Raw genomic sequence first — 18692 nt, 5'->3', positions numbered from 1 at the left:
AGTGGGTGAATGGAGGCTAAAGTCCAGGCCAAAGCGATGTAAAGGCCAGTTTTTCGGTAGCCGCACGCGAAAAATTCGAACCGGGCCCGGTTCAATGTTCGAGTTCGCGTAGACGGCGCGCCTGGCGTGCGAGCAGGCATTCAATATCCTCGATATCGTCCCGCGACAGCCGAGGGCCGGGCGCGCGTAGCGCGGCACTGGCCATGGCGCCGCGTTGCGCCAGTACGTATTTGCGCACCGCCAGGCCGAGCCCAGGCTGCTGTTCGTAGCGTGCGAGGGGAAGGTAGGCGTCGAACAGATCGCGCGCATAGTCGGCCTCGCCGTCCCGGTGTGCGCGGAGCACGTCCACCATCATTTCAGGGAAGCCGAATCCGGTCATGGCGCCATCGGCGCCACGTGCCAGTTCCTCGGGCAGGAAGACGCCGCCATTGCCGGTCAGAATGCTTATGCGGGGCATGTCGCCGCGCCCTTCGGCTTGGCGGAGCGCGGATATCTTGGCCAGGCCCGGCCAGTCCTCGTGCTTGAGCATCACACAGTTGGAGTGCGCGCGAGCGATCTGGGCAATGACCGCAGCGCTCAGCACGACGCCCGTCGAGAGCGGGAAGTCCTGCAGCACGAATGGCGTGCCGGCCCCTACAGCCTCCGCTACGCCGGCGAAGTAGCCCAGGATTTGTTCGTCACTGCGCAGATGCGGAGGCGGTGCCACCATGACCCCTGCGGCGCCTCGTTCCATCACCGCCTCGGTCAGTTCCCGCATCGATGCATAACCCGACCCCGATACGCCCACGACCACCGGTACGCGTCCCGCTACGCTTTCCAGGATCCGTGCGACAAAGGCGATGGACTCATCCCTCGTCAACTTGGGCGCTTCCCCCATCATGCCGAGCAGCGTCAGGCCATCGGCACCGCGTTCGAGATAGAACTCGACCAGCCGATCGGCGCTCGCCAGGTCCAGCCGGCCATCGTCTGCGAAGGGCGTGACCGAGATTACGTAGACGCCCGCGGCGTCGGTCGTCAGGCAGGGCATGGGGGATAACCCGGTAGTGAGATGCATGGCGTCAGCGGGCCGGGCGGACGAAACGGCCGCTGCCCGCGGTATTCACCACACGCGTCCCGTCCCAGGCCAACCGGCCGCGTAGAAAGCTCGCCGCGACCTTGACGGAAAACGTGCGGCCCTCGAAAGCGCTCCAATTGACCGCGGCTTGGCTGCGCGACGGGTCGTAAACGAAGCAGCCCGGCTGCAGTACGACCAGGTCGGCATCCTTGCCCACGTCCAGCGTCCCTTTTCGATCAAGCCCGAAAAAACGCGCCGGTCCATCGCTCAGCAGGCGTACCGCTGTGGTGGGCGGCAAGTCGCGTTCCATGCAGCCGGTCCACATCGCGGGAACCAGCGTTTCCAGACCAGGTCCGCCGGAGGCATTCTTGAATATGTCGGGATCGCCTTTGCGCTCGAGCCCCCAGGAAACATGGTCGGAAGAAACGAAGTCACAGTCTCCCGCCGCGATATGGGTCCAGAGCTTTTCCACTTCAGCTCGAGGGCGGATAGGCGGGTAATGCTTGGTGAGCGCACCCAGCCGACGGGAGTGTTCTTCGTGCGTCAGCATCAAGTATTGAACACAGGTTTCGGCAGTCGCGCGATAGCCGGCTCGTCGGTACATGGAGCAGAGCTCGAAACCGCGCGCAAGGGAAATGTGCACCGCATGCGCCCGGGCTCCCGTCAAGGCGCCGAGTTCGTATACGCGGGCCGTCGCCAGGTTCTCAACCAGCGGGGTGTGGGCTTTCAGGAAAGCGTCCCAGCCGGTATCGCCTTCCGCGCGCAACCGCGCAATATTGGCGCGTGTCAGTTCCTGGTCCTGGTTATGGACTCCGCAAGGCAGGCCGGACGGCGCAATGAGCCGCATGGCGTCATGGAGGACTTGATCGTCGATGCGCGGAAAGCGGCTGGGGTGGGCTTCGAAGGTGGAAAACTTAAACGCGCAAGCGCCGGCTTCGATCAGACCCGGGATGGCAGCGAGCCCTTCCTGGGGCTTGATGGTCGCATATAACGCGACGTCGACGTGGCATTCCGTGTCAGCCCGGCGGGCCTTGGCAAGGAAGATTTCAGCCTCCCATGCCGGTTCCGGTTCATCGTAGGGCATGTCGACAAAGGTTGTTACGCCCCCGGCAGCTGCCGCGCGCGATCCCTGGCCCAGCCATTCGTGATTGGCGCTGCCGGTATGGGTCTGGCCATCCACGGCGCCGGGAACCACCCATTGGCCACGGCAATCATGATGTTCCCGTGCCGCCGGCGGCGTGCCGGTGCCGACCTGTGCGACCCGTCCGTCGGAGACAGCCACGAAACCGTCTTCCAGTATCCGGTCGGGAAAAACCACGTTGCCGCGTACCACCAGGTCGAAGTCGCTCATCACTCGCTACTCGGTTGGCCATTCAGTGCCAAGACTATCGGCGCGCGCCGCCCGCAACAACACAAAATATGATCCGGCAGCCGCGAAAAAAACGTCACTGGCCTAGGAGTGGGTCACGGCGCCGTCCCGGGAGGTTTCATCGGCGCGGTGGTCCGAGCGTGTGCACCAGCGGTGCAGCGCGCTGCGCAGTTCTTCCAGGCACAGCGATGCTGCCATGTTCGACAGTCCGTCCTGCGCGATGCAACAGGCCAGGATGGCCGAGTGCACGCGCACGTCCCGGATCGGAACGTAGACCAGCTCGGGCCGTTCGGGGTCCGGACCGGGGAATAAACAGACCTGGCAGCCGATGCCCAAACCGCGGGCCACCATGACGGCAATGAACTCGAACGAATCCGTGGTGATGTTGAATACCGGCTTGATGGCGACGCGGGCGAAGATGGCGTTCACGATCTGCCGCGTGAGCGAATCGTTGCTGGGCATGATGAAGGTCTGGTCTACCAAGTCCGCCACTCTGACCGACGCGCGGGTAGCCAGCGGATGGTCCTTGTGCACCGTCACGCAGGTGTGCAACGGATAGGACAAGACCTGCTGCATGCCGTTCTGGGCTTGCAGGGCATAGCCGAGGATGATGTCGACATCGCCGCGTGCCAGGATTTCCGGCAGGGAACGCGAGTTGGCCACGACGATTTCGAAGGTGATGCGGGGATAGTCCCGATTGAATTGCTCCATGAAACCGGGAAGAAACTCGCGGGCGACGGTTTCATTGATACCGATACGGACGTTGCCGGTGCGTTCCCCCTGGAGCACGTCGATTTCGGCGCGCGCGGTGCTTAGCTCTTTCATAGCGCGCCGTACGCGGTAGAGCAGCGCTTCGCCGGCTGGAGTCAGGCGAAGGCCGGTGCGGTCCCGGACAAACAGCCGCGTACCGATCTCGTCTTCCAGCAACTGGATCTGGCGGCGTATGGCTGAGGCCGCGATATGGATTTTCTCTTCGGCCAACTGAAACGAGCCGTAGCGGGCCACTTCATAGAAGTAGCGCAGCGCGGCTGTATTCACGAAGTGAGGCAGAAGGCCAAGCGTCATGGAGAACGAGCAACCTTGAAAGGAGCGCCGGTGCGCCGCGCCGTACCAGCGGCGCACGCAACCGGTGCGTACCACGGGGTTCCAAAAGCTTGCAGCGGGATCAAGCAGGATTTATGCCATTGCAGGCGGCATCGACAGGGTTGCTTGCGCCCGGGCGACGGTCGCGCGGATCGGCCGCGAGCTCGTAGGCATGGCCGGCGCGCAGCAAGGTATTTTCACCGTTGCGTGCCGCCACCAGCTGGACTGCCAGCGGCAGTCCCCGGCGTCCCATTCCACAACATATCGAGAGGGCAGGGTGATCGCTGACATTGAATGGAATTCCGTAGCTTGGCCGCTCGAGAAAACTCCATTTGCCGATATTGGCCAACGCGGGCGCCTCGCCGGGCTGGATGGCGGTGACCAACAGGTCGACGCGGTCAAATGCGGCGTCGAGCGTGGCTGCCAGGCGGCGTCCGTGATCGCATGCGTGCAGGTAGTCGGCGGCCGTTATGGTGGCACCCAGCAGCAGCGCATCACGCAGCGATTCGCCGTAAAGGTGGTCGCTTCCGCGTAGCCACGGCTCGTGCAGTGCAAAGGCTTCTGCCAGCAGCATCAGCATGCCGGTGGCATTCCATTCGGGCAGGGGCGCAAGCGTGACGTCCTGAACCCGGCAGCCCAGAGACCGGAACACCTCCAGCGCGTCCTCGATAGCGGTCTGGCCGTCGTCGCTGATCGGGGCGTCCTTGGTATAGAAGTGCCGGATCACGCCTATGCGCAAACCCCGCAGATCACGATCCAGCATGGGAAAGGCGTCGGGGCGCGCGGATCCGGTCGCTTGCCGATGCGCGGCAATCGCCTCATACAGAATGGCGCAATCTTCGACGGTCCAGGCCAGTACGCCGACGGCATCCAGACTGCCCGCCAGTCGCAGGATTCCGCACCTATCGATGTGCTGCCGCCCGGGCTTGAAGCCCGCCACGCCGCACAGCGCTGCCGGGCTTCTGACCGACCCCGCGGTATCGGTGCCGATGGCACCGAACAGCATGCCGGACGCGATTGCCACGGCGGCGCCGCTCGATGAACCGCCGGCGAAGCGGGCATGATCCCACGGGTTTCGGGCAGGCGGCCCTGGCGGACCCCATGACGGGGCGCCAAAAGCGAACTCGTGGGTGGTGAGTTTTCCGGCGAGAAGGGCGCCGGCGTCTTTCAATCTGCGGGTGACCGTTGCATCCTGGCGGGGAACGTGGTGGGCAAGTTGCCGCGATTGCGCCATGGTGGGAACGTCCGCCATGTCGATGACGTCTTTCAAGCCCACAGGAATGCCGTGCAGCGGGCCCCTCCACCTGCCTGCGCGGATTTCATCGCGCGCGGTGCGGGCTGCCTGCCGCGCGCCGTCGGCAGCCAACGTGACAAAAGCATGCAGCGCGGGATCGAGATCCTGAATGCGTTGCAGCGCCCGTTCGACCACTTCCTCGGGCGAGACCACGCCTGCGCGGATCAAGCGGGCGGTATCGGCCAGCGACAGCGGCGGTTCTCCAAGGCCCAAGACGGCGCTCATGGCTCGACAGGGGGCCGGGCCGCGGCGCGAACCGTGGTGGCCATTCGCTCGACTCGCTCTGTGGCCAAGGCCAGCTCTTCGGCCCGTGCGACGGAAATCGCAATTCCCCGGGTAGCCAGCATCTCGCTCAGTCGGCGGGCTGCGGCAGAAAGCTCCGCCGGCGTATCACGGTCGTTCATCATTGCGCTCCCGCCAAGCCTGGAAGTCGGCCTGCGAAGTTTCGGTGGGCGGATACAACCCGATGATGCTGCGTCCGCGCGCGACTTCCTCTGAGGCGAACGCTTCATAGCAAGTTTGTTCGTAGGCCTGCCGGGCGATTTCGTCCACGAGATGGGCGGGAATGAAGACCACGCCGTCTGCGTCGCCCACGACAACGTCGCCCGGATATACCGCAACGTCGCCACAGCCTATCGGCACGCCGGCTTCCACGGCCTGCAAGTAGCCGAAGCTGGGAGGCGGCACGGGGCATCGCTGATAGGCCGGGAAGCCCAGCGAAGCAATGTCCCGGTTGTCGCGGAAGCCGCCATCGGTCACGATGCCGGCGCAGCCTCTTGCCTTCAGCCGACCTATCAGCAGATCGCCGCAGGAGCAGCCCCGTATCTCGCCGCGCGTGTCCAGGACCAGGACGTGGCCGGGCGGACATTCTTCGAAGGCCTGCTGGTGCACGTTGCGCCGTCCGCCATAGCTCGCCATGCCGCCGGCGTCTTCCCGCATGGGAACAAAGCGCAAGGTATAGGCCGGACCGACCATCCGCGGCTGCGCGGGAGACAAGGGGCCGATGCCGACGGGACAGCAGCGGGTAAGGCCGGCGCGGAACAGGCAGGTGGTCAACGTGGAAACGCTGGACGCGAGCAGCCGCTGGCGGGTGCTCGGATCCAGGATGCCGGGGGCGTCGGTCATAGCGGAATGGCGATCAGCGTATCGACTTGCGAGGAGTCGAGGATCACGGTCCTCGACCGGAACAGACAATCGTCGCCCTGAACCAGTATGTCGTCCAGGTAACGTCCGGCCGCAAACACGTTCATGGCGCCGTCCAGCATGGTCCGTACGCACAGAAAGCCGGTTTCCGCCGTGACCCCTCGGGGGCGGCGCTTCAGGATCCGGGTATCGGCCAGCATGTGGCGGTAATAGTGCGGCTCGAAAATATTGGCGCGTTCGATGGCTTCGACCCGGTCATACAACATAGCCTGACTGTCGCACAGCATGATGGACAAAGGCATTTGCATAGCCTCGTTCTCGCGCGTCGTGATGCGGTATGAGCACGGGTCGGTGAAGAAAGCGGGCCACCGGGAGATTTCGCCGTTGTCGATGGCGTAGGCGTAGTCGGAGATCAGCCGCCGCGCGGCGACGAGCAGGCTCTCGGCCGATGTCGTCATGTCCATGTCAGAGTCCCATCAACGCCCGGTACCCGGTCCAGAACCCCCGCACGCTGCCTTCAGAAAGCCGGGAGCCGGGAATCGGATCGATGCCGTGTCCCCCCATCTCAATGACAGCAGCCTTGTCCAAGTCTCCCGCGATGCCTTTCTGCACCAGTCCGCCTATCATCCCGTCCTCCATGGCGATGAAGCCGGCCGGGCCCATCATGTTGGCCTGCTTGAGGCGCCCGGCGTGCTTGCGTTCGTCGTCGTCGGCATAGCCGAATGCGATCCAGCGCAGTTCCGATTCGTGCGTGCCGACCGGGACGATGGTGCGCACCGCCAGAGAATTGCGAAGCTGCTGCAACACGAAATTGGGAAAGACCGTCTGGATGGTCATGCTAACGCCGTCGCCGAAATCGTCCCAGACGTCGGTGATCGATTTATCGCGCAATCCAAACCCGTAAGCCGATAGCGATGCAGACCGCAGTTCGTCGGTCCGGTAATGTTCGTCGCCGCGATCGGTGGACATCTTGGAATAGCTGATATGCGACCAACCTCGCGCGCCCATCACGATGCCGCCCTCCATGGTCAGGCGGTCCTGCTTCATCACGCCGTTGAAGGCGTGCAGGATGGAGGCGTGATAGGGGTCTTTGACATTCTCGATGTACAGCTTCCAGTTCGAATGCAGCTTCTGGCTGTACTGGCCGAGTATCCGAAGCGGGCGTCCGCATACGCGGGCCATGTTGGCGACCAGGTCTGCCCCGAGGTACTCGTCGAAAGGCGGTGTCTGTTCGCTCAGTGTTCCGAAGATCAGCCCATGGGCAGTATGGACGCGCAGGCGGTGCAAGCCGTGTTCGGCCTTGTCGAACGTGGGCGCCATGCCGCCCTTGCCATCGAGGCCGCGTTCGAAAGCGGCCGACGTCATGTTGCCGTCCAGGTCGAAGCACCAGTTATGGTAGATGCACATGAAGCGCCTGACCTTTCCTGCCGGTATGTAGGCCAGCGGCGTACCCTTGTGGGAGCACCGGTTCACCATGGCATTGATGCCGCCCTGGTGGTTGCGTACCACCAGAATCGGCGTGGCACCGATTCTGGCCAGCACGTAGCAGCCCGGATCGGGTATCTGGGCTTCCAGCCCGAGAAAATGCCAGATCGGTCCGTGGAAGATGGCTTCCTGTTCCCGGTCGAAGATCTCCTGGCTGGAATAGACCGCATAAGGGATCCGGCGGACGCCTTCCGGCGGCCACTGAACGGCAGCGTGTTCGTGTAGCTTGGGCAATTGGCTCTCCTGGTGGTCGGGCTAGGCGGCGGTCCGTACCGAGGAGGGCGGGTGCGCCGGATACTGCGCCAGGAGCGCATGCAGCCGCTTGCGCATGATGACGCTGGGGCGGTCCGAGGGCATGTGCAGCTCGCCGCGGTCGCGCACGTCGAGCAGCACGTCGGGGTCTGTCGCCTCGAGGACGTCCTTGTCTTCGGCAAAGATGCGCGCGTCCCAATCCACCAGCAGCTGCGCCGGGCATTGCGCTTCCGTATCGTTGCGATAAAGGAACTGCGCGACCTGAATGTGGCTGTCGTCGATGGGCGTCGCGTAGGTGAAGATAATGTGGCGGATGCCGCTGACATATTCCATGTCGAAGCGGCGAGCAAAGGGCAGGTACCAGCTGCTGCGCAGTAGCCGCTCCACCGTGGGAGCGGTCGATCCGCTGACGGGGTGCGCCGCGGGCGGATTCAGGGCTTCGGTTACGGCCTCGGCATAGAAACCTTGTTCGGTTTCTCCAATGGCATAGCGACCTGGCTTGGGTCGGGCGATATTGCCAAAGGTCCCCTTGTGCACGAAAGAGAAATGCGCATTGTCGAAGGAGTTCTCGATCAGCCGCAGGGGCGAAGTGGCCCACGTATCGTAGAACTGCTGGATGCGCCGAAAGCCTGGATCCCGGTCTTCCGGAATGTCGAAGAGGGGGCTGACTGGGTCGTCCAGCGCGACCCACACGTAGCCGTACCGCGCCTGGCAGCGGAAGGTCTGTACCCGCTCGTCGGGGACCGGCGTGCCGGCGTCGTACTGCGGGATGACGCGCAGTCGGCCCGTGCCGTCATACTGCCAGCCATGGTAGGCGCACGTAATCCGGCCGTCGGCCACCCAGCCCTTGGATAGCTTGGTGGTCCGGTGCCGGCAGCGGTCCGCCAGTGCGACAGGATTGCCGGCTTCGTCCAGGAACACCACGATGTCCTCGCCCAGCAGGCGGAATGGCCTGGGTCCGGCGCGTAGCTGGTCCACCGGAATGATGGCATGCCAGAAACGGCGCCATACGGGATTCTCGCTCAGCAGCATGGATGGTGCTCCGGGTTCCGATTCGCTATGCATGATGTTAGAGAGCGAGGCGGATGGGCGAGGCAGAGAATTTCGTGGGCGGACGGCGAAAAAATGTCTGCCGCAGGCCCGCACCAAGGTGGCCGGCGCGAGATGCAGGCCCAGAAAAAATCGTGTATAGTTTTGCGCCTGGCGTTAGACCGCTTTGAAGGCGGCGCGGCGCTTATCTGCGGGAATAGCTCAGTTGGTAGAGCGCAACCTTGCCAAGGTTGAGGTCGCGAGTTCGAGACTCGTTTCCCGCTCCAATTTCAGATCTACAGGCTTCCAGGCAAGTCTGTAGCATCGCTAAAAAAGGGGCGAAAGCCCCTTTTTTCATGCCTGCCGGCAGTATGCCGGGGAATCGCTGGGTCTATGAAAGCCGCTCGGCCACGTTGATATGAAACCGTGGAGGCATGCATGAAAGTCGAAGGCCAGTGTCATTGCGGAGCCATCGTTTATGAGGCGCAGGTCGAGTCCGGCACAATGGCGATCTGCCATTGCGCGGATTGCCAGATGCAGTCCGGATCGGTCTTTCGCGTCAATATTCCTGCCCCGGCCGGGAGTTTCCGCATCGTGAAGGGAACCCCGAAGACATATCTCAAGGTTGCCGACAGCGGCGCCAGGCGCCTTCACGCTTTTTGCGGCCACTGCGGCGGGCCGGTCTATTCGTCGGCGGTGGAGAATCCGCAGAGCTATTCGTTGCGTGTCGGCGCGCTGAAACAGCGCCATGAACTCGGCGGCCCGGTCAGGCAGATCTGGGCCAAGCGCCGCTTCCACTGGCTGCCGCCGCTCGATGACGTCGAGACCTTCGAGGGGCAGCCGTAGGCGGATGCCGATCCGGGCGGGGCCGCCCCCGGGGACTCAGGCCAGCGGCCGAGGCGGCCCTCGCGCAGATTATCTGCTTGGTGTAGAATAGCTGGCTCTTTGGGAGGGCCGTAGTAGAGTTTGGGTTTCCTTCCTGGATATCTGCAGTTTCTCCTGGCGCGTTAGCAAAGCGGTTATGCACCGGATTGCAAATCCGTTGAGGGCGGTTCGACTCCGCCACGCGCCTCCAGTTATAGAAAATCGCCGTCCCTGGTCTGCAGGGGCGGCGATTTTTTTCGGCCGGTGATTTTTGCTGGCGCGAGGCCTTCCTACAATATCCGCAGGGCCGCATCGGGTTCGCCGCTCGGGGCCGCTTATGTGTATTTTTTAGGAAATTCACTCTCGCTAATAAAGAAATAGAATATACATAGCAAAATTGTGTCGTTCCCCGCCGCGGGTCGATGGCCCATACTGCGGTGCTACAGTCGGCGGTCGTCGGATTTGCGCATACTCGCGCAAGAACCAGCCGCCTTGTCTTTTCTATGAACTCGAATCCTTCTTCTTCCGCCGCGCCGCTTATCCGGCTGGAGGCGGTCAGCAAGACATTCAGGCTGCCTGATGGCCGCACGTTCGAGGCCGTGAAATCGGTGTCGCTCGACATGGCCGAGGGACGCGTTTTTGGCCTCATCGGCAAGAGCGGGGCGGGCAAGTCCACCTTGCTGCGCATGATCAACCTGTTGGAACGCCCGGATGCCGGCAGGGTGCTCGTCGACGGTCGCGACTTGACCCGGCTTTCCAAGCACGAACTGCGGCAGACGCGTCAGGGCATAGGCATGATCTTCCAGCAGTTCAATCTGCTGCAGAATGCCAGCGTCTACGAAAACGTCGCTTTTCCGCTCCGCTTGCACGGCAACCGCAGCAAGGCCGAGATCGAGGCGCGGGTGCGCGAGTGCCTGGCTGTCGTCGGGCTGACCGATAAAATCCACAACTATCCCGCCCAGCTGTCCGGTGGGCAGAAGCAGCGGGTTGCGATTGCGCGCGCCTTGGCGCCGCATCCCAAAGTGCTGCTGTGCGACGAGCCGACGTCCGCGCTCGATACCGAAACCACGCGCTCCGTGCTCGACACGCTGCGCGAGATCAATCAGCGGCTGGGGGTGACCATCGTCATCGTGACCCACGAGCTCTCGGTCGTGCATGCGCTGTGCGACCACGTCGCGGTGCTCGAGAACGGCGGGCTCGTCGAGCGTTTCGACGTGGACGACCACGCCACGCCGCGCATCAGCGCCCTGGGCCGGGAGCTGGCCCAGGAGCAGGTGCGCGAAGACATACTCAAGGAACACGCCGCCCGCATTGCTGAAGCAGCGGGACCCACTACCCGCGCCGCCTGACCATGTTCGACAACATTCTCGCCATTCTTCCCGAACTCTGGGTCGCCATTGGGCAGACCTTCCTGATGCTGGGCATCGGCCTGTCCGCGGCGATTCTCGTGGGCGGCCCGCTGGGCGTGCTGCTGTTCCTGCTGGGGCCGGGGCAGTCGCTGGACAACCGGCCTGCCTATCTGGTGCTGAGCTGGATCGTCAATACCGTCCGCTCCTTCCCGTTCATCATTCTGCTGGTGGCGCTCGTTCCCATTACGCGCGTGGTAGTGGGGACCTCGATCGGCCCGCTGGCGGCGGCAGTGCCGTTGTCCGTCGCCGCGATCCCTTACTTTGCCCGCTTGGTGGAGCAGAGCATCCGCGAGGTGCCGCGGGGCGTGATCGAGGCGGCCCACGCCATGGGCGCTTCCGAGCTGCAGATCGTCTGGAGGGTGCTGGTGCGCGAAGCCCGTTCCGGTCTTATTTTGGCCCTGACGGTGTTTGCGGTCAGCTTCCTGTCTTATTCGGCCATTGCCGGCGTGGTGGGCGGGGGCGGCATCGGCGACCTGGCCATACGCTACGGCTACTACCGCTTCCAGACCGACGTCATGCTGCTTACCGTGGCGCTGTTGATCGTGCTGGTGCAGATCATCCAGTTCGGCGGCAACGCCTTGGCCCATAAGCTGGACAAGCGTTGACCGTCCGGTTTATCGAGGGCACGGTTCGCCGTGCCGGTAACTTCATTTACTAGGAATCCCGACGATGTCCGTCCTTCGCCGCAAAGTCATTCTCGGTACCGCCGCCGCCGTCCTGGCCCTGGGGGCCGCTGCCGTCCACGCCGCCGATCCCGCCAAGAAGAACCTGGTGTTCGGTGCGACCGCCGGCTACAACTACGACGTGCTCAAGCTCGGCATCGTGCCGCAGCTCGAGAAGCAAGGCTATAAAGTCAGGCTGGTCGAGTTCAACGACTACGTTCAGCCCAACCTGGCGCTGGCGCAGGGCTCGCTCGATGCCAACCTGTTCCAGCACATTGCCTACCTGAACCGCTTCAAGGCCGACCAGAAGCTGGACCTGGTCGATCTGGTGCAGAGCACCACCGCACCCATGGGTATTTATTCGAAGTCACGCAAGAGCCTGGCCGATGTGCAGGAGGGGGATCGCTTCACCCTGCCGAACGATCCCAGCAACCTGGCGCGCGCCTTGTTGCTGTTACAGCAGAATCGCGTGATTACCGTCAAATCCGATGTGGACCCGCTGCGGGTGACTGAGAAGGACCTCGCGAGCAACCCGAAGAAGATCCGGCTGCAGCCGGTCGAAGCTGCACAGCTGCCGCGCACCGTGGGCGACGTCGAGTTTGCCGTGGTGCCGGGCAACTTCGCGATTGCGTCCGGTCTGAAACTGACCAGCGCGGTGGCGCTGGAGACGCCGCCTGTGCAGTTCCAGCAAGTCGTGGCCATCCGCCGGGCGGACCAGGGCAAGCCGTGGGCCAAGGACTTGGCCGCGGCGTTCAAGTCGCCGTTCTTCAAGAATGTGCTGGACAAGGACTTCCCCGGATACGTTCGTCCGCAAGGGCTCTGATCGCACGCGACGCGGTGCAGTGGGGGCGCCGCTGTAATCAGTCCGTCATCGGGCAGACATAGTATTTACACGATGCTACGGCGCCATGGCCGGATTCTTCCGAATCCGGTTGCCATGGCGTTTTTCGTTCGTGTGACTCGTGCCCGACTTGTACTTCCCTTCATCGTCTTCATCATCCGGCGCCGCCATCGATATCGAGGGCCTGGTGCAGCGTTTCGGCGGCCAGGTCGTTCTGGACTCCATCGATATCCGGCTGGACCCGGGACAGGTCCTGGCCTTGCTCGGTCCGTCCGGTTGCGGCAAGACGACCCTGCTCAAGCTGCTGGCCGGGCTGAACCGGCCTAGCGCCGGACGCATCGCGATCGACGGCGTGACGGTGGTGGATGACCACGTCTTCGTTCCTCCCGAGAAGCGTGGCCTGGGCATGGTGTTCCAGGATTACGCGCTCTGGCCGCACATGGATGTAGGCGCCAATGTCGCCTTTCCATTGGAGATGCGTGGCGTGCCGCGTGCCGAACGGGCCAGGCTGGTGGATCGCGCGCTGCACACCGTGGGCCTGGCCGGATTCCAGGAGCGGGCGCCCGGGAGCCTGTCGGGCGGGCAGCAGCAACGTGTCGCCCTGGCGCGTGCGATCGTGGCGCGTCCACGCGTGCTGTTGTTCGACGAACCGCTCTCCAATCTGGACCGCGATTTGCGCGAAAGCCTGTGCGGCGAGATCGGCCAATTGCTGCGCGAGCTCGGAACGACCGCCGTCTATGTCACTCACGATCACGAAGAAGCCTTCACCCTGGCCGATACGGTCGCCGTGATGCGTGCCGGCAAGATCTGCCAGATGGCGCCGCCGGAATCGCTGGTGCAGGAACCGGCCAGTCCCGATGTCGTGGAGTTCCTGAAATTGGGTGCCTTGCGCCATGGCGTCCGCACCGAGCGGGGATGGCGGCTGTCCGGCGGTCTGGAGCTGCACTGCCCGGAGCCGCTGTCCGGTGTGCCCGGGGGCGCCGGTCATTTGTTCATTCCTCATGGCGCGCTCAAAGCGGGCCAGCGCCAGACTTTGCACGGCTACGTCGTCGCGCAGCGATTCCGCGGTGGTCACTACGCCACCACCGTGCGTATCGGCGACGATCACAATGCCTTTGAACTGGCATGGTTGACCGATAGGCGCATGCCGGTCCGCCACCCGGTAGGACTGGACCTGGATTGGAGCCGGCTGCGCTGGTTTCCGCAGGCGGCGTAAATGATTCTCCCGGCGCTATGCCGTTTTTCCACTCAGGACTCTCGATGATGAAAATCAAGCCTCTGATGGGCGCCTTGGCGCTCGCTTCCTTGCTGGCTGCGGGCTCTGCGCAGGCCTTGACCGTCTATACCGCCGGGCCCGGCGGATTGATCAAGCAACTGGCGGATGACTTCAAGAAGGAAACCGGTATTGCCGTTGATGTGTTCCAGGCAGATACGGGCAAGGTCATGGCCAGGCTGGAAGCCGAGGCATCGAATCCCAAGGCCGACGTGGTGATCTCGGCCTCTTGGGACAGCGCGCTGGACCTGGACAAGCGCGGTTGGCTCCTGCCGTACGTCAGCCCGAACGCAGCGCAGGTGCCGGCCGAATACAAAGGGCCCAGCTATGTCGCGCAAGGCCTGTCGGCGCTGGCCATAGCCTGGAATACCCAGAGCGGCACGCCGCGGCCGGCCGACTGGGCCGACCTGGCCAAGCCGCAATTCAAGGGTCTGGTCAACATGCCGGATCCCGCGCAGTCCGGCACAGCGCTGGAGTTGCTCTCCGGCCTGCAGGCCGCACGCGGCGATGAGGCGTGGCGCCTGTTCGAGGATCTCAAGCACAACGGTATGGCTATTGCCGGCGCCAATGCCCAGGCCATGAATCCGGTGCTGCAGGGCGCCAAGGCCGCGGTCTTCGGGGCAGTGGATTACGTGGCGCTGGGCAACCAGGCCAAGGGCGAGAGCATCGAGGTCATCTTCCCGTCCAGCGGCACGGTGATCGCGGCACGGCCCATGATGATCTTGAAATCCAGCCGCCATCAGGACGATGCCAAGCGCTTTGTCGATTTCGTGCTGTCCGACGCCGGTCAGGCACGCGTCGCGGCCACCTACCTCATGCCCGCTCGCCAGGACGTGAAGGCCAAGCGTCCGGTGATCAAGGACATCAAGGCGTTGCCTGCGGAAAGCGAGGCGCAGCGCGCCGGACGCCAGTCGCTGTTGGAGCGCTTCACGGCCTTGTTCGGCCGCAAGTAAGGCGCAGAGGGCACTGCATAGCGAAGAAGGAGCGGCACCGATGCGCGCGAATACGTGGCTGCTCGGCGCGGCCGTGTCGGCCTTGGGCATCCTGGTGGCCATGCCATTGGGCTTCGTCCTGCTACAGGCGGTTTTCCCTGAACTGGCCCAAGGCTCGCTGGCTCGTCCGTTCGCCCACCTGGCGGCGACGTTGGGCGACCCGGTGCTGGTCGAACTGACCTTCAATACACTCAAGCTCGGTGCCTGCGTGGTCCTTGGAGCGGCCGCCATCGGTATTCCGCTGGGCACGCTACGGGGTCTTTTCAATGTGCCGGGCGCCAGGCTGTGGGATGTATTGATGCTGGTGCCGTTCATGATTCCGCCTTATATCAGTGCGCTGGGCTGGATCATGCTGTTGCAGCCGCGCGGCTATCTGCAGCAATTGCTGGGCGTGCATGCCGGTGGGGCGCTGTTCTCGTTCGGCGGCGTCGTGTTCGTCATGGTCTGGAATGTGGTGCCGGTCGTCTATTTCGCGGTGTCGCGCACGATGGCCGCTTCGGGATCACGCCTGGCGCAGGTGGGAAGAGTATGCGGCGGCGGAGCTTGGCGCTGTTTCTGCCGCATCACGCTGCCGCTTGCCTTGCCCGGCATCGCGGCCAGCCTGCTGCTGGTGTTCGCGATGGCCATCGAGGAATACGGAACGCCGGCAGCACTGGCGGCCAACGCGGGGTTCTTTGTGCTGGTCACCGGCATCGAGCGGCGGTTCTCGGAATGGCCGATCGATTTGCCCGGGGCATCGGTGCTGTCGCTGATCCTGGTTGCTCTGGCCATGCTGGCCTTCGCCTGGCAGCGCCGCATGGTCAGGGGAAGCAACTATGAGACCACGACCGGTAAACCCGGCCGCGGCGAATTGCTCTCGTTGGGGGCGTGGCGTTGGCCCGCTGCCTTGTTGTTCGCCGCGACGGTAGCGGTGGCCGCGTTTGCGCCGTTGTTCGCCATTGCCGCGACGGCCTTCAGCAGGACCTTGTCGGGCGGTCTGACCGCCGGCAATCTGTCGCTCACGCATTTCGAGGCTATCGCCGCCAGTGGCAGCGAAGCCTCCCGCGCGCTGGCAACTAGCCTGCTGCTGGGCTTGGGGGCGGCGGTGGCGACCGGCCTGATCGGCGTACTGGTGGCCTACTGCGTGGTCAAGACCCGGGCACGCGGCCGCGTGCTCCTGGATGCACTGGCCGTGCTACCCAATACCATGCCGGGCGTCGTGGTCGGGGTCGGACTGATCCTCGCCTGGAACCAGGGGTTCTGGCCCATGACGCCGTACAACACCTGGGGCATTCTGCTGTTGGCTTATTGCTGCCTGCTGCTGCCATATCCCGTCCGCTATTGCCACGCAGCGCTGATGCAGATCGGCGATGGCCTGGAAGCCGCCGCCCGGGTGCACGGCGCGGGCGCCATCAAGGCACTGCTGCGTATCCTGCTGCCGCTGCTAGCGCCTAGCCTGGCCGCCGCCATGCTCCTGGTCTTCGCCGTCGCCTCGCGTGAACTGGTGGCGTCGCTGCTGCTGGCGCCCACGGGCGTGCAAACCGTGTCGCTGTTCATCTGGCGGCAGTTCGAGCAAGGCTCGGTGGGGCAGGGCATGGCCATGAGCCTGGTGACCGTGGCGCTGACGACCACCCTGATGGTGGCAGCGACGGTATGGCTGGAGAGACGCAAGTCCCGGCATGTGTAAGCTTATCCCGCAATTTGTGTATTTATAAAAAGTTCTTGTATACAAGAGCGGGTTCCGGCAAGATGGCTGCATGTCGTCCCGCCTGTCCCCCTCCGTATCTGCCGGCGAAAGCGAGCGTCCTGGCCGCCCGGGGGTGGCACGTCCTGCTGACGCCGCTGCTGCCGGATCGGCGCGGCAGGGCGACAAGAAGCGTTCGGAAACGCTGCGCGAAACCATCGAGGAGTTGATCGCCGTCGGGGAGTTGTCGCCGGGTGACCCGCTGGACGAGACCGTACTGGCAAACCGCTTCGGCGTCTCGCGCACGCCTATACGGGAAGCCTTGATACAGCTTGCCTCGGCCGGGCTGGTCGAGATGCGTCCTCGCCGCGGGGCGCTGGTGGCGCAGATCGGTCCGCAACGGTTGGTCGAAATGTTCGATGTCATGGGCGAGCTGGAGGCCATGTGCGCGCGGCTGGCCGCCCGCCGCATGACCGCCGAGGACCACCGGAAGCTGCAGGACGCCCACCACGCCTGCCTGGCCTCGCGCGATGCCGGCGATGCCAATGCCTATTACTACCTGAACGAGATTTTCCACCGCACCATCTATACCCTCGGCTACAACGCCTTCCTGACCGAGGAAGCCATCAAGCTGCACCGTCGCCTGGGGCCTTATCGGCGGCTGCAGTTGCGGGTGCGCGATCGCATCGCCACTTCCTACGACGAACATGAAGGCATCGTCCAGGCCTTGCTTGCCGGCGATGCCGCGCTGGCCGCCGAACGCGCGCGCGACCACGTGGTCGTGCAGGGCCAGCGCTTTGCCGATTTGATGGCCTCGCTGCCCAGGCAGCCGGGCTGATCGTTGTTACCAGGACGCACCGGGGATGAACCAAATGCTCAATAGCGACCGCCAAGATACTCAAGACACCCGCCCCGCCGCGCCGGCTCCCGATCCTCAGCCGGCGCAATCCCTGCTGGCACGTTGGAGCAAGTGGTTCGGCGGGCGGCCGCAAGGCGTGGCGGATCCGGCGCCGCCGACGCAGACCGCCGCGCTGTCCACCCGCGATGCCAACCGGCTGCGCGCGTCGTTGCTGCCGTGCTTCCTGGCGCGCTTGACCGACGTGGCCGCCAACCGCGCCGCGCGGGCATGGCAGGAGCAGTACCGGACGGCCGACGCCGAGCGGCGCGGCGCGATGCTGGCCATCCTGGCCGAAGTAGGAGCCTCGGCGGCCGGCCCGGCCGATGCCGGCAAGGACACACCACCGTCGGATCTGCCGCGGGCGCTCTCGCATGCCCGGGTGCGTTTTTTCAAGCGCCTCAATGCCTTGCCCGAGGGCCTTCCGTTCCTGCTCGAGCTGCGTACCGACATGCTGGCGTGGCGCGCGCGCATTCCGGCGCTGCAGGGCTTGGATGCCGACCTGGAGGGGTTATTGTCGAACTGGTTCGACGTCGGCCTCTTGGAGCTGCGCCGCATGACCTGGGATTCGCCGGCCTCGCTGCTGGAAAAACTCATCGTGTACGAGGCCGTGCATGAGATCGCCTCCTGGACCGACCTGCGCAATCGCCTGGACTCGGATCGCCGCTGCTACGCGTTTTTCCATCCTCGCATGCCGAACGAGCCGCTCATCTTCGTCGAGGTGGCGTTTGGCGCCGAGATGGCGGACAACGTGCAGCGCCTGCTCGACGAAAGCGCACCCATGGAGAACCTGGACAAGGCGCGGTGGGCCATTTTCTATTCCATCTCCAATACCCAGCAGGGGTTGCGCGGCGTCAGTTTCGGCAATTTCCTGCTCAAGCGCGTGATCGAAGAGCTCAACGCGGAGCTCCCGAAAATCAAGCGTTTCGCCACGCTCTCGCCCATGCCGGGTTTCTGCGATTGGCTCAAGAAGCGCAGTGCCGAGGAGATCGCTGCGCTGGCCAAGGCCGAGAAGGCCGGTGCCCAGGGCGGTGAAGCGGAGTCCGGCGCCGATCTGCTGGCGCGCATCCAACAGGCGGTGGACGAGGAGCCGGCGCCCGCTGCCGTACAGGCGCTGGCGATGCGCCTGGCGGCCCGTTACCTGGTGGAACGCAAGGGAGCGCTGCCGCTGGATCCGGTGGCGCGTTTCCATCTGGGCAACGGCGCGCGCATCGAGCGCTTGAACTGGGGGGCGGATCTCTCGCGCAAGGGGCGCAGCCAGTCGTGCGGCCTGATGGTGAATTATGTGTACGAACTGGATGCACTGGACGACAACCTGGCCAAGCTGAGCAGCGGCCGGCCGGAAATGAGCAGGGGTTTTGCCCGGCTGCTGTAAGACACCGGG

17 protein-coding genes and 2 tRNA genes are annotated in these 18692 nt (G+C 64.2%); 11 read left to right on the top strand and 8 right to left on the bottom strand.

Going from position 1 to position 18692, the window contains the following annotated elements:
- Positions 1-91: 91 nt before the first annotated feature.
- From QHC78_RS08525 to QHC78_RS08490, 8 genes are all read right to left on the bottom strand, one after another.
- Complete coding sequence (locus tag QHC78_RS08525) at positions 92-1054, bottom strand: dihydrodipicolinate synthase family protein (RefSeq protein WP_319743443.1); 963 nt, start codon at positions 1052-1054, stop codon at positions 92-94.
- Between the two features lie 4 nt (positions 1055-1058).
- Entirely contained in the window at positions 1059-2405 is a 1347-nt protein-coding gene (gene ertD / locus QHC78_RS08520) for a hydantoin-5-propionate amidohydrolase (protein WP_319743442.1), read from the bottom strand.
- A 102-nt stretch (positions 2406-2507) separates the two neighbouring features.
- Complete coding sequence (locus QHC78_RS08515; protein ID WP_319743441.1) at positions 2508-3488, bottom strand: LysR family transcriptional regulator; 981 nt, start codon at positions 3486-3488, stop codon at positions 2508-2510.
- Positions 3489-3588: 100 nt separating this feature from the next.
- Positions 3589-4935: an amidase gene (locus QHC78_RS08510; RefSeq protein ID WP_319743440.1), complete on the bottom strand. Its 1347-nt coding sequence runs from the start codon at positions 4933-4935 to the stop codon at positions 3589-3591.
- A gap of 255 nt (positions 4936-5190) precedes the next feature.
- The gene (locus QHC78_RS08505; RefSeq protein ID WP_319743439.1) at positions 5191-5925 is read right to left on the bottom strand and encodes an RraA family protein; all 735 of its coding nucleotides are present in this window, start codon (positions 5923-5925) and stop codon (positions 5191-5193) included.
- A complete protein-coding gene (locus tag QHC78_RS08500) occupies positions 5922-6407 on the bottom strand; it encodes an aromatic-ring-hydroxylating dioxygenase subunit beta (RefSeq protein ID WP_319743438.1) in 486 nt (161 codons plus the stop codon). The genes QHC78_RS08505 and QHC78_RS08500 overlap by 4 nt, the downstream gene beginning before the upstream one ends.
- Before the next feature lies 1 nt (position 6408).
- Positions 6409-7662 carry an aromatic ring-hydroxylating oxygenase subunit alpha gene (locus QHC78_RS08495; RefSeq protein ID WP_319743437.1) on the bottom strand — a complete coding sequence of 418 codons (1254 nt, stop codon included), beginning with the start codon at positions 7660-7662 and terminating at the stop codon, positions 6409-6411.
- A gap of 21 nt (positions 7663-7683) precedes the next feature.
- A complete protein-coding gene (locus tag QHC78_RS08490; protein ID WP_319743436.1) occupies positions 7684-8712 on the bottom strand; it encodes an aromatic ring-hydroxylating dioxygenase subunit alpha in 1029 nt (342 codons plus the stop codon).
- Between the two features lie 208 nt (positions 8713-8920).
- On the opposite strand from QHC78_RS08490, the gene QHC78_RS08485 reads away from it, so the two are divergent.
- The 11 genes from QHC78_RS08485 (at position 8921) to QHC78_RS08435 (ending at position 18683) form a co-directional block, all read left to right on the top strand.
- Positions 8921-8996 (top strand) — tRNA-Gly (locus QHC78_RS08485).
- Between the two features lie 151 nt (positions 8997-9147).
- Complete coding sequence (locus QHC78_RS08480) at positions 9148-9555, top strand: GFA family protein (protein ID WP_319743435.1); 408 nt, start codon at positions 9148-9150, stop codon at positions 9553-9555.
- 155 nt (positions 9556-9710) lie between these two features.
- Positions 9711-9784 (top strand) — tRNA-Cys (locus tag QHC78_RS08475).
- Positions 9785-10076: 292 nt separating this feature from the next.
- Positions 10077-10922 (top strand): methionine ABC transporter ATP-binding protein, encoded by an 846-nt coding sequence (locus QHC78_RS08470; protein WP_319743433.1) that lies wholly within the window; start codon positions 10077-10079, stop codon positions 10920-10922.
- Between the two features lie 2 nt (positions 10923-10924).
- Positions 10925-11587, top strand: coding sequence for a methionine ABC transporter permease (locus QHC78_RS08465; RefSeq protein ID WP_319743432.1), 663 nt, complete (start codon positions 10925-10927; stop codon positions 11585-11587).
- 64 nt (positions 11588-11651) lie between these two features.
- Positions 11652-12467, top strand: a complete 816-nt coding sequence (locus tag QHC78_RS08460) for a MetQ/NlpA family ABC transporter substrate-binding protein (RefSeq protein ID WP_319743431.1) — start codon at positions 11652-11654, stop codon at positions 12465-12467.
- A 139-nt stretch (positions 12468-12606) separates the two neighbouring features.
- A complete protein-coding gene (locus QHC78_RS08455; protein ID WP_319743430.1) occupies positions 12607-13701 on the top strand; it encodes an ABC transporter ATP-binding protein in 1095 nt (364 codons plus the stop codon).
- A 44-nt stretch (positions 13702-13745) separates the two neighbouring features.
- Positions 13746-14711, top strand: a complete 966-nt coding sequence (locus QHC78_RS08450; RefSeq protein ID WP_319743429.1) for an ABC transporter substrate-binding protein — start codon at positions 13746-13748, stop codon at positions 14709-14711.
- A gap of 40 nt (positions 14712-14751) precedes the next feature.
- A complete protein-coding gene (locus QHC78_RS08445) occupies positions 14752-16416 on the top strand; it encodes an ABC transporter permease (protein ID WP_319743428.1) in 1665 nt (554 codons plus the stop codon).
- A gap of 70 nt (positions 16417-16486) precedes the next feature.
- Positions 16487-17251 carry a GntR family transcriptional regulator gene (locus QHC78_RS08440; protein ID WP_319743427.1) on the top strand — a complete coding sequence of 255 codons (765 nt, stop codon included), beginning with the start codon at positions 16487-16489 and terminating at the stop codon, positions 17249-17251.
- Between the two features lie 34 nt (positions 17252-17285).
- On the top strand, positions 17286-18683 hold the full coding sequence (locus tag QHC78_RS08435; RefSeq protein WP_319743488.1) for a malonyl-CoA decarboxylase domain-containing protein: 1398 nt from the start codon (positions 17286-17288) through the stop codon (positions 18681-18683).
- The last annotated feature ends 9 nt before the right edge of the window (positions 18684-18692 follow it).

It is taken from the genome of Pigmentiphaga sp., assembly GCF_033795525.1.
In the GTDB taxonomy this organism is placed as follows: Bacteria; Pseudomonadota; Gammaproteobacteria; order Burkholderiales; family Burkholderiaceae_B; genus Pigmentiphaga.
Note: the sequence above shows the minus strand (reverse complement) of the source record. Positions and strands in the feature narration are given on the sequence as shown.

Excerpts from the sequence above, each read along its gene's own strand:
- QHC78_RS08445 (WP_319743428.1), top strand. The coding sequence starts at position 14,752 with ATGCGCGCGAATACGTGGCTGCTCGGCGCGGCCGTGTCGGCCTTGGGC.
- QHC78_RS08480 (WP_319743435.1), top strand. The coding sequence starts at position 9,148 with ATGAAAGTCGAAGGCCAGTGTCATTGCGGAGCCATCGTTTATGAGGCG.
- ertD (WP_319743442.1), bottom strand. The coding sequence starts at position 2,405 with ATGAGCGACTTCGACCTGGTGGTACGCGGCAACGTGGTTTTTCCCGAC.
- QHC78_RS08515 (WP_319743441.1), bottom strand. The coding sequence starts at position 3,488 with ATGACGCTTGGCCTTCTGCCTCACTTCGTGAATACAGCCGCGCTGCGC.
- QHC78_RS08500 (WP_319743438.1), bottom strand. The coding sequence starts at position 6,407 with ATGGACATGACGACATCGGCCGAGAGCCTGCTCGTCGCCGCGCGGCGG.
- QHC78_RS08460 (WP_319743431.1), top strand. The coding sequence starts at position 11,652 with ATGTCCGTCCTTCGCCGCAAAGTCATTCTCGGTACCGCCGCCGCCGTC.
- QHC78_RS08505 (WP_319743439.1), bottom strand. The coding sequence starts at position 5,925 with ATGACCGACGCCCCCGGCATCCTGGATCCGAGCACCCGCCAGCGGCTG.
- QHC78_RS08470 (WP_319743433.1), top strand. The coding sequence starts at position 10,077 with ATGAACTCGAATCCTTCTTCTTCCGCCGCGCCGCTTATCCGGCTGGAG.
- QHC78_RS08525 (WP_319743443.1), bottom strand. The coding sequence starts at position 1,054 with ATGCATCTCACTACCGGGTTATCCCCCATGCCCTGCCTGACGACCGAC.
- QHC78_RS08465 (WP_319743432.1), top strand. The coding sequence starts at position 10,925 with ATGTTCGACAACATTCTCGCCATTCTTCCCGAACTCTGGGTCGCCATT.
- QHC78_RS08440 (WP_319743427.1), top strand. The coding sequence starts at position 16,487 with ATGTCGTCCCGCCTGTCCCCCTCCGTATCTGCCGGCGAAAGCGAGCGT.
- QHC78_RS08435 (WP_319743488.1), top strand. The coding sequence starts at position 17,286 with ATGCTCAATAGCGACCGCCAAGATACTCAAGACACCCGCCCCGCCGCG.
- QHC78_RS08490 (WP_319743436.1), bottom strand. The coding sequence starts at position 8,712 with ATGCTGCTGAGCGAGAATCCCGTATGGCGCCGTTTCTGGCATGCCATC.
- QHC78_RS08450 (WP_319743429.1), top strand. The coding sequence starts at position 13,746 with ATGATGAAAATCAAGCCTCTGATGGGCGCCTTGGCGCTCGCTTCCTTG.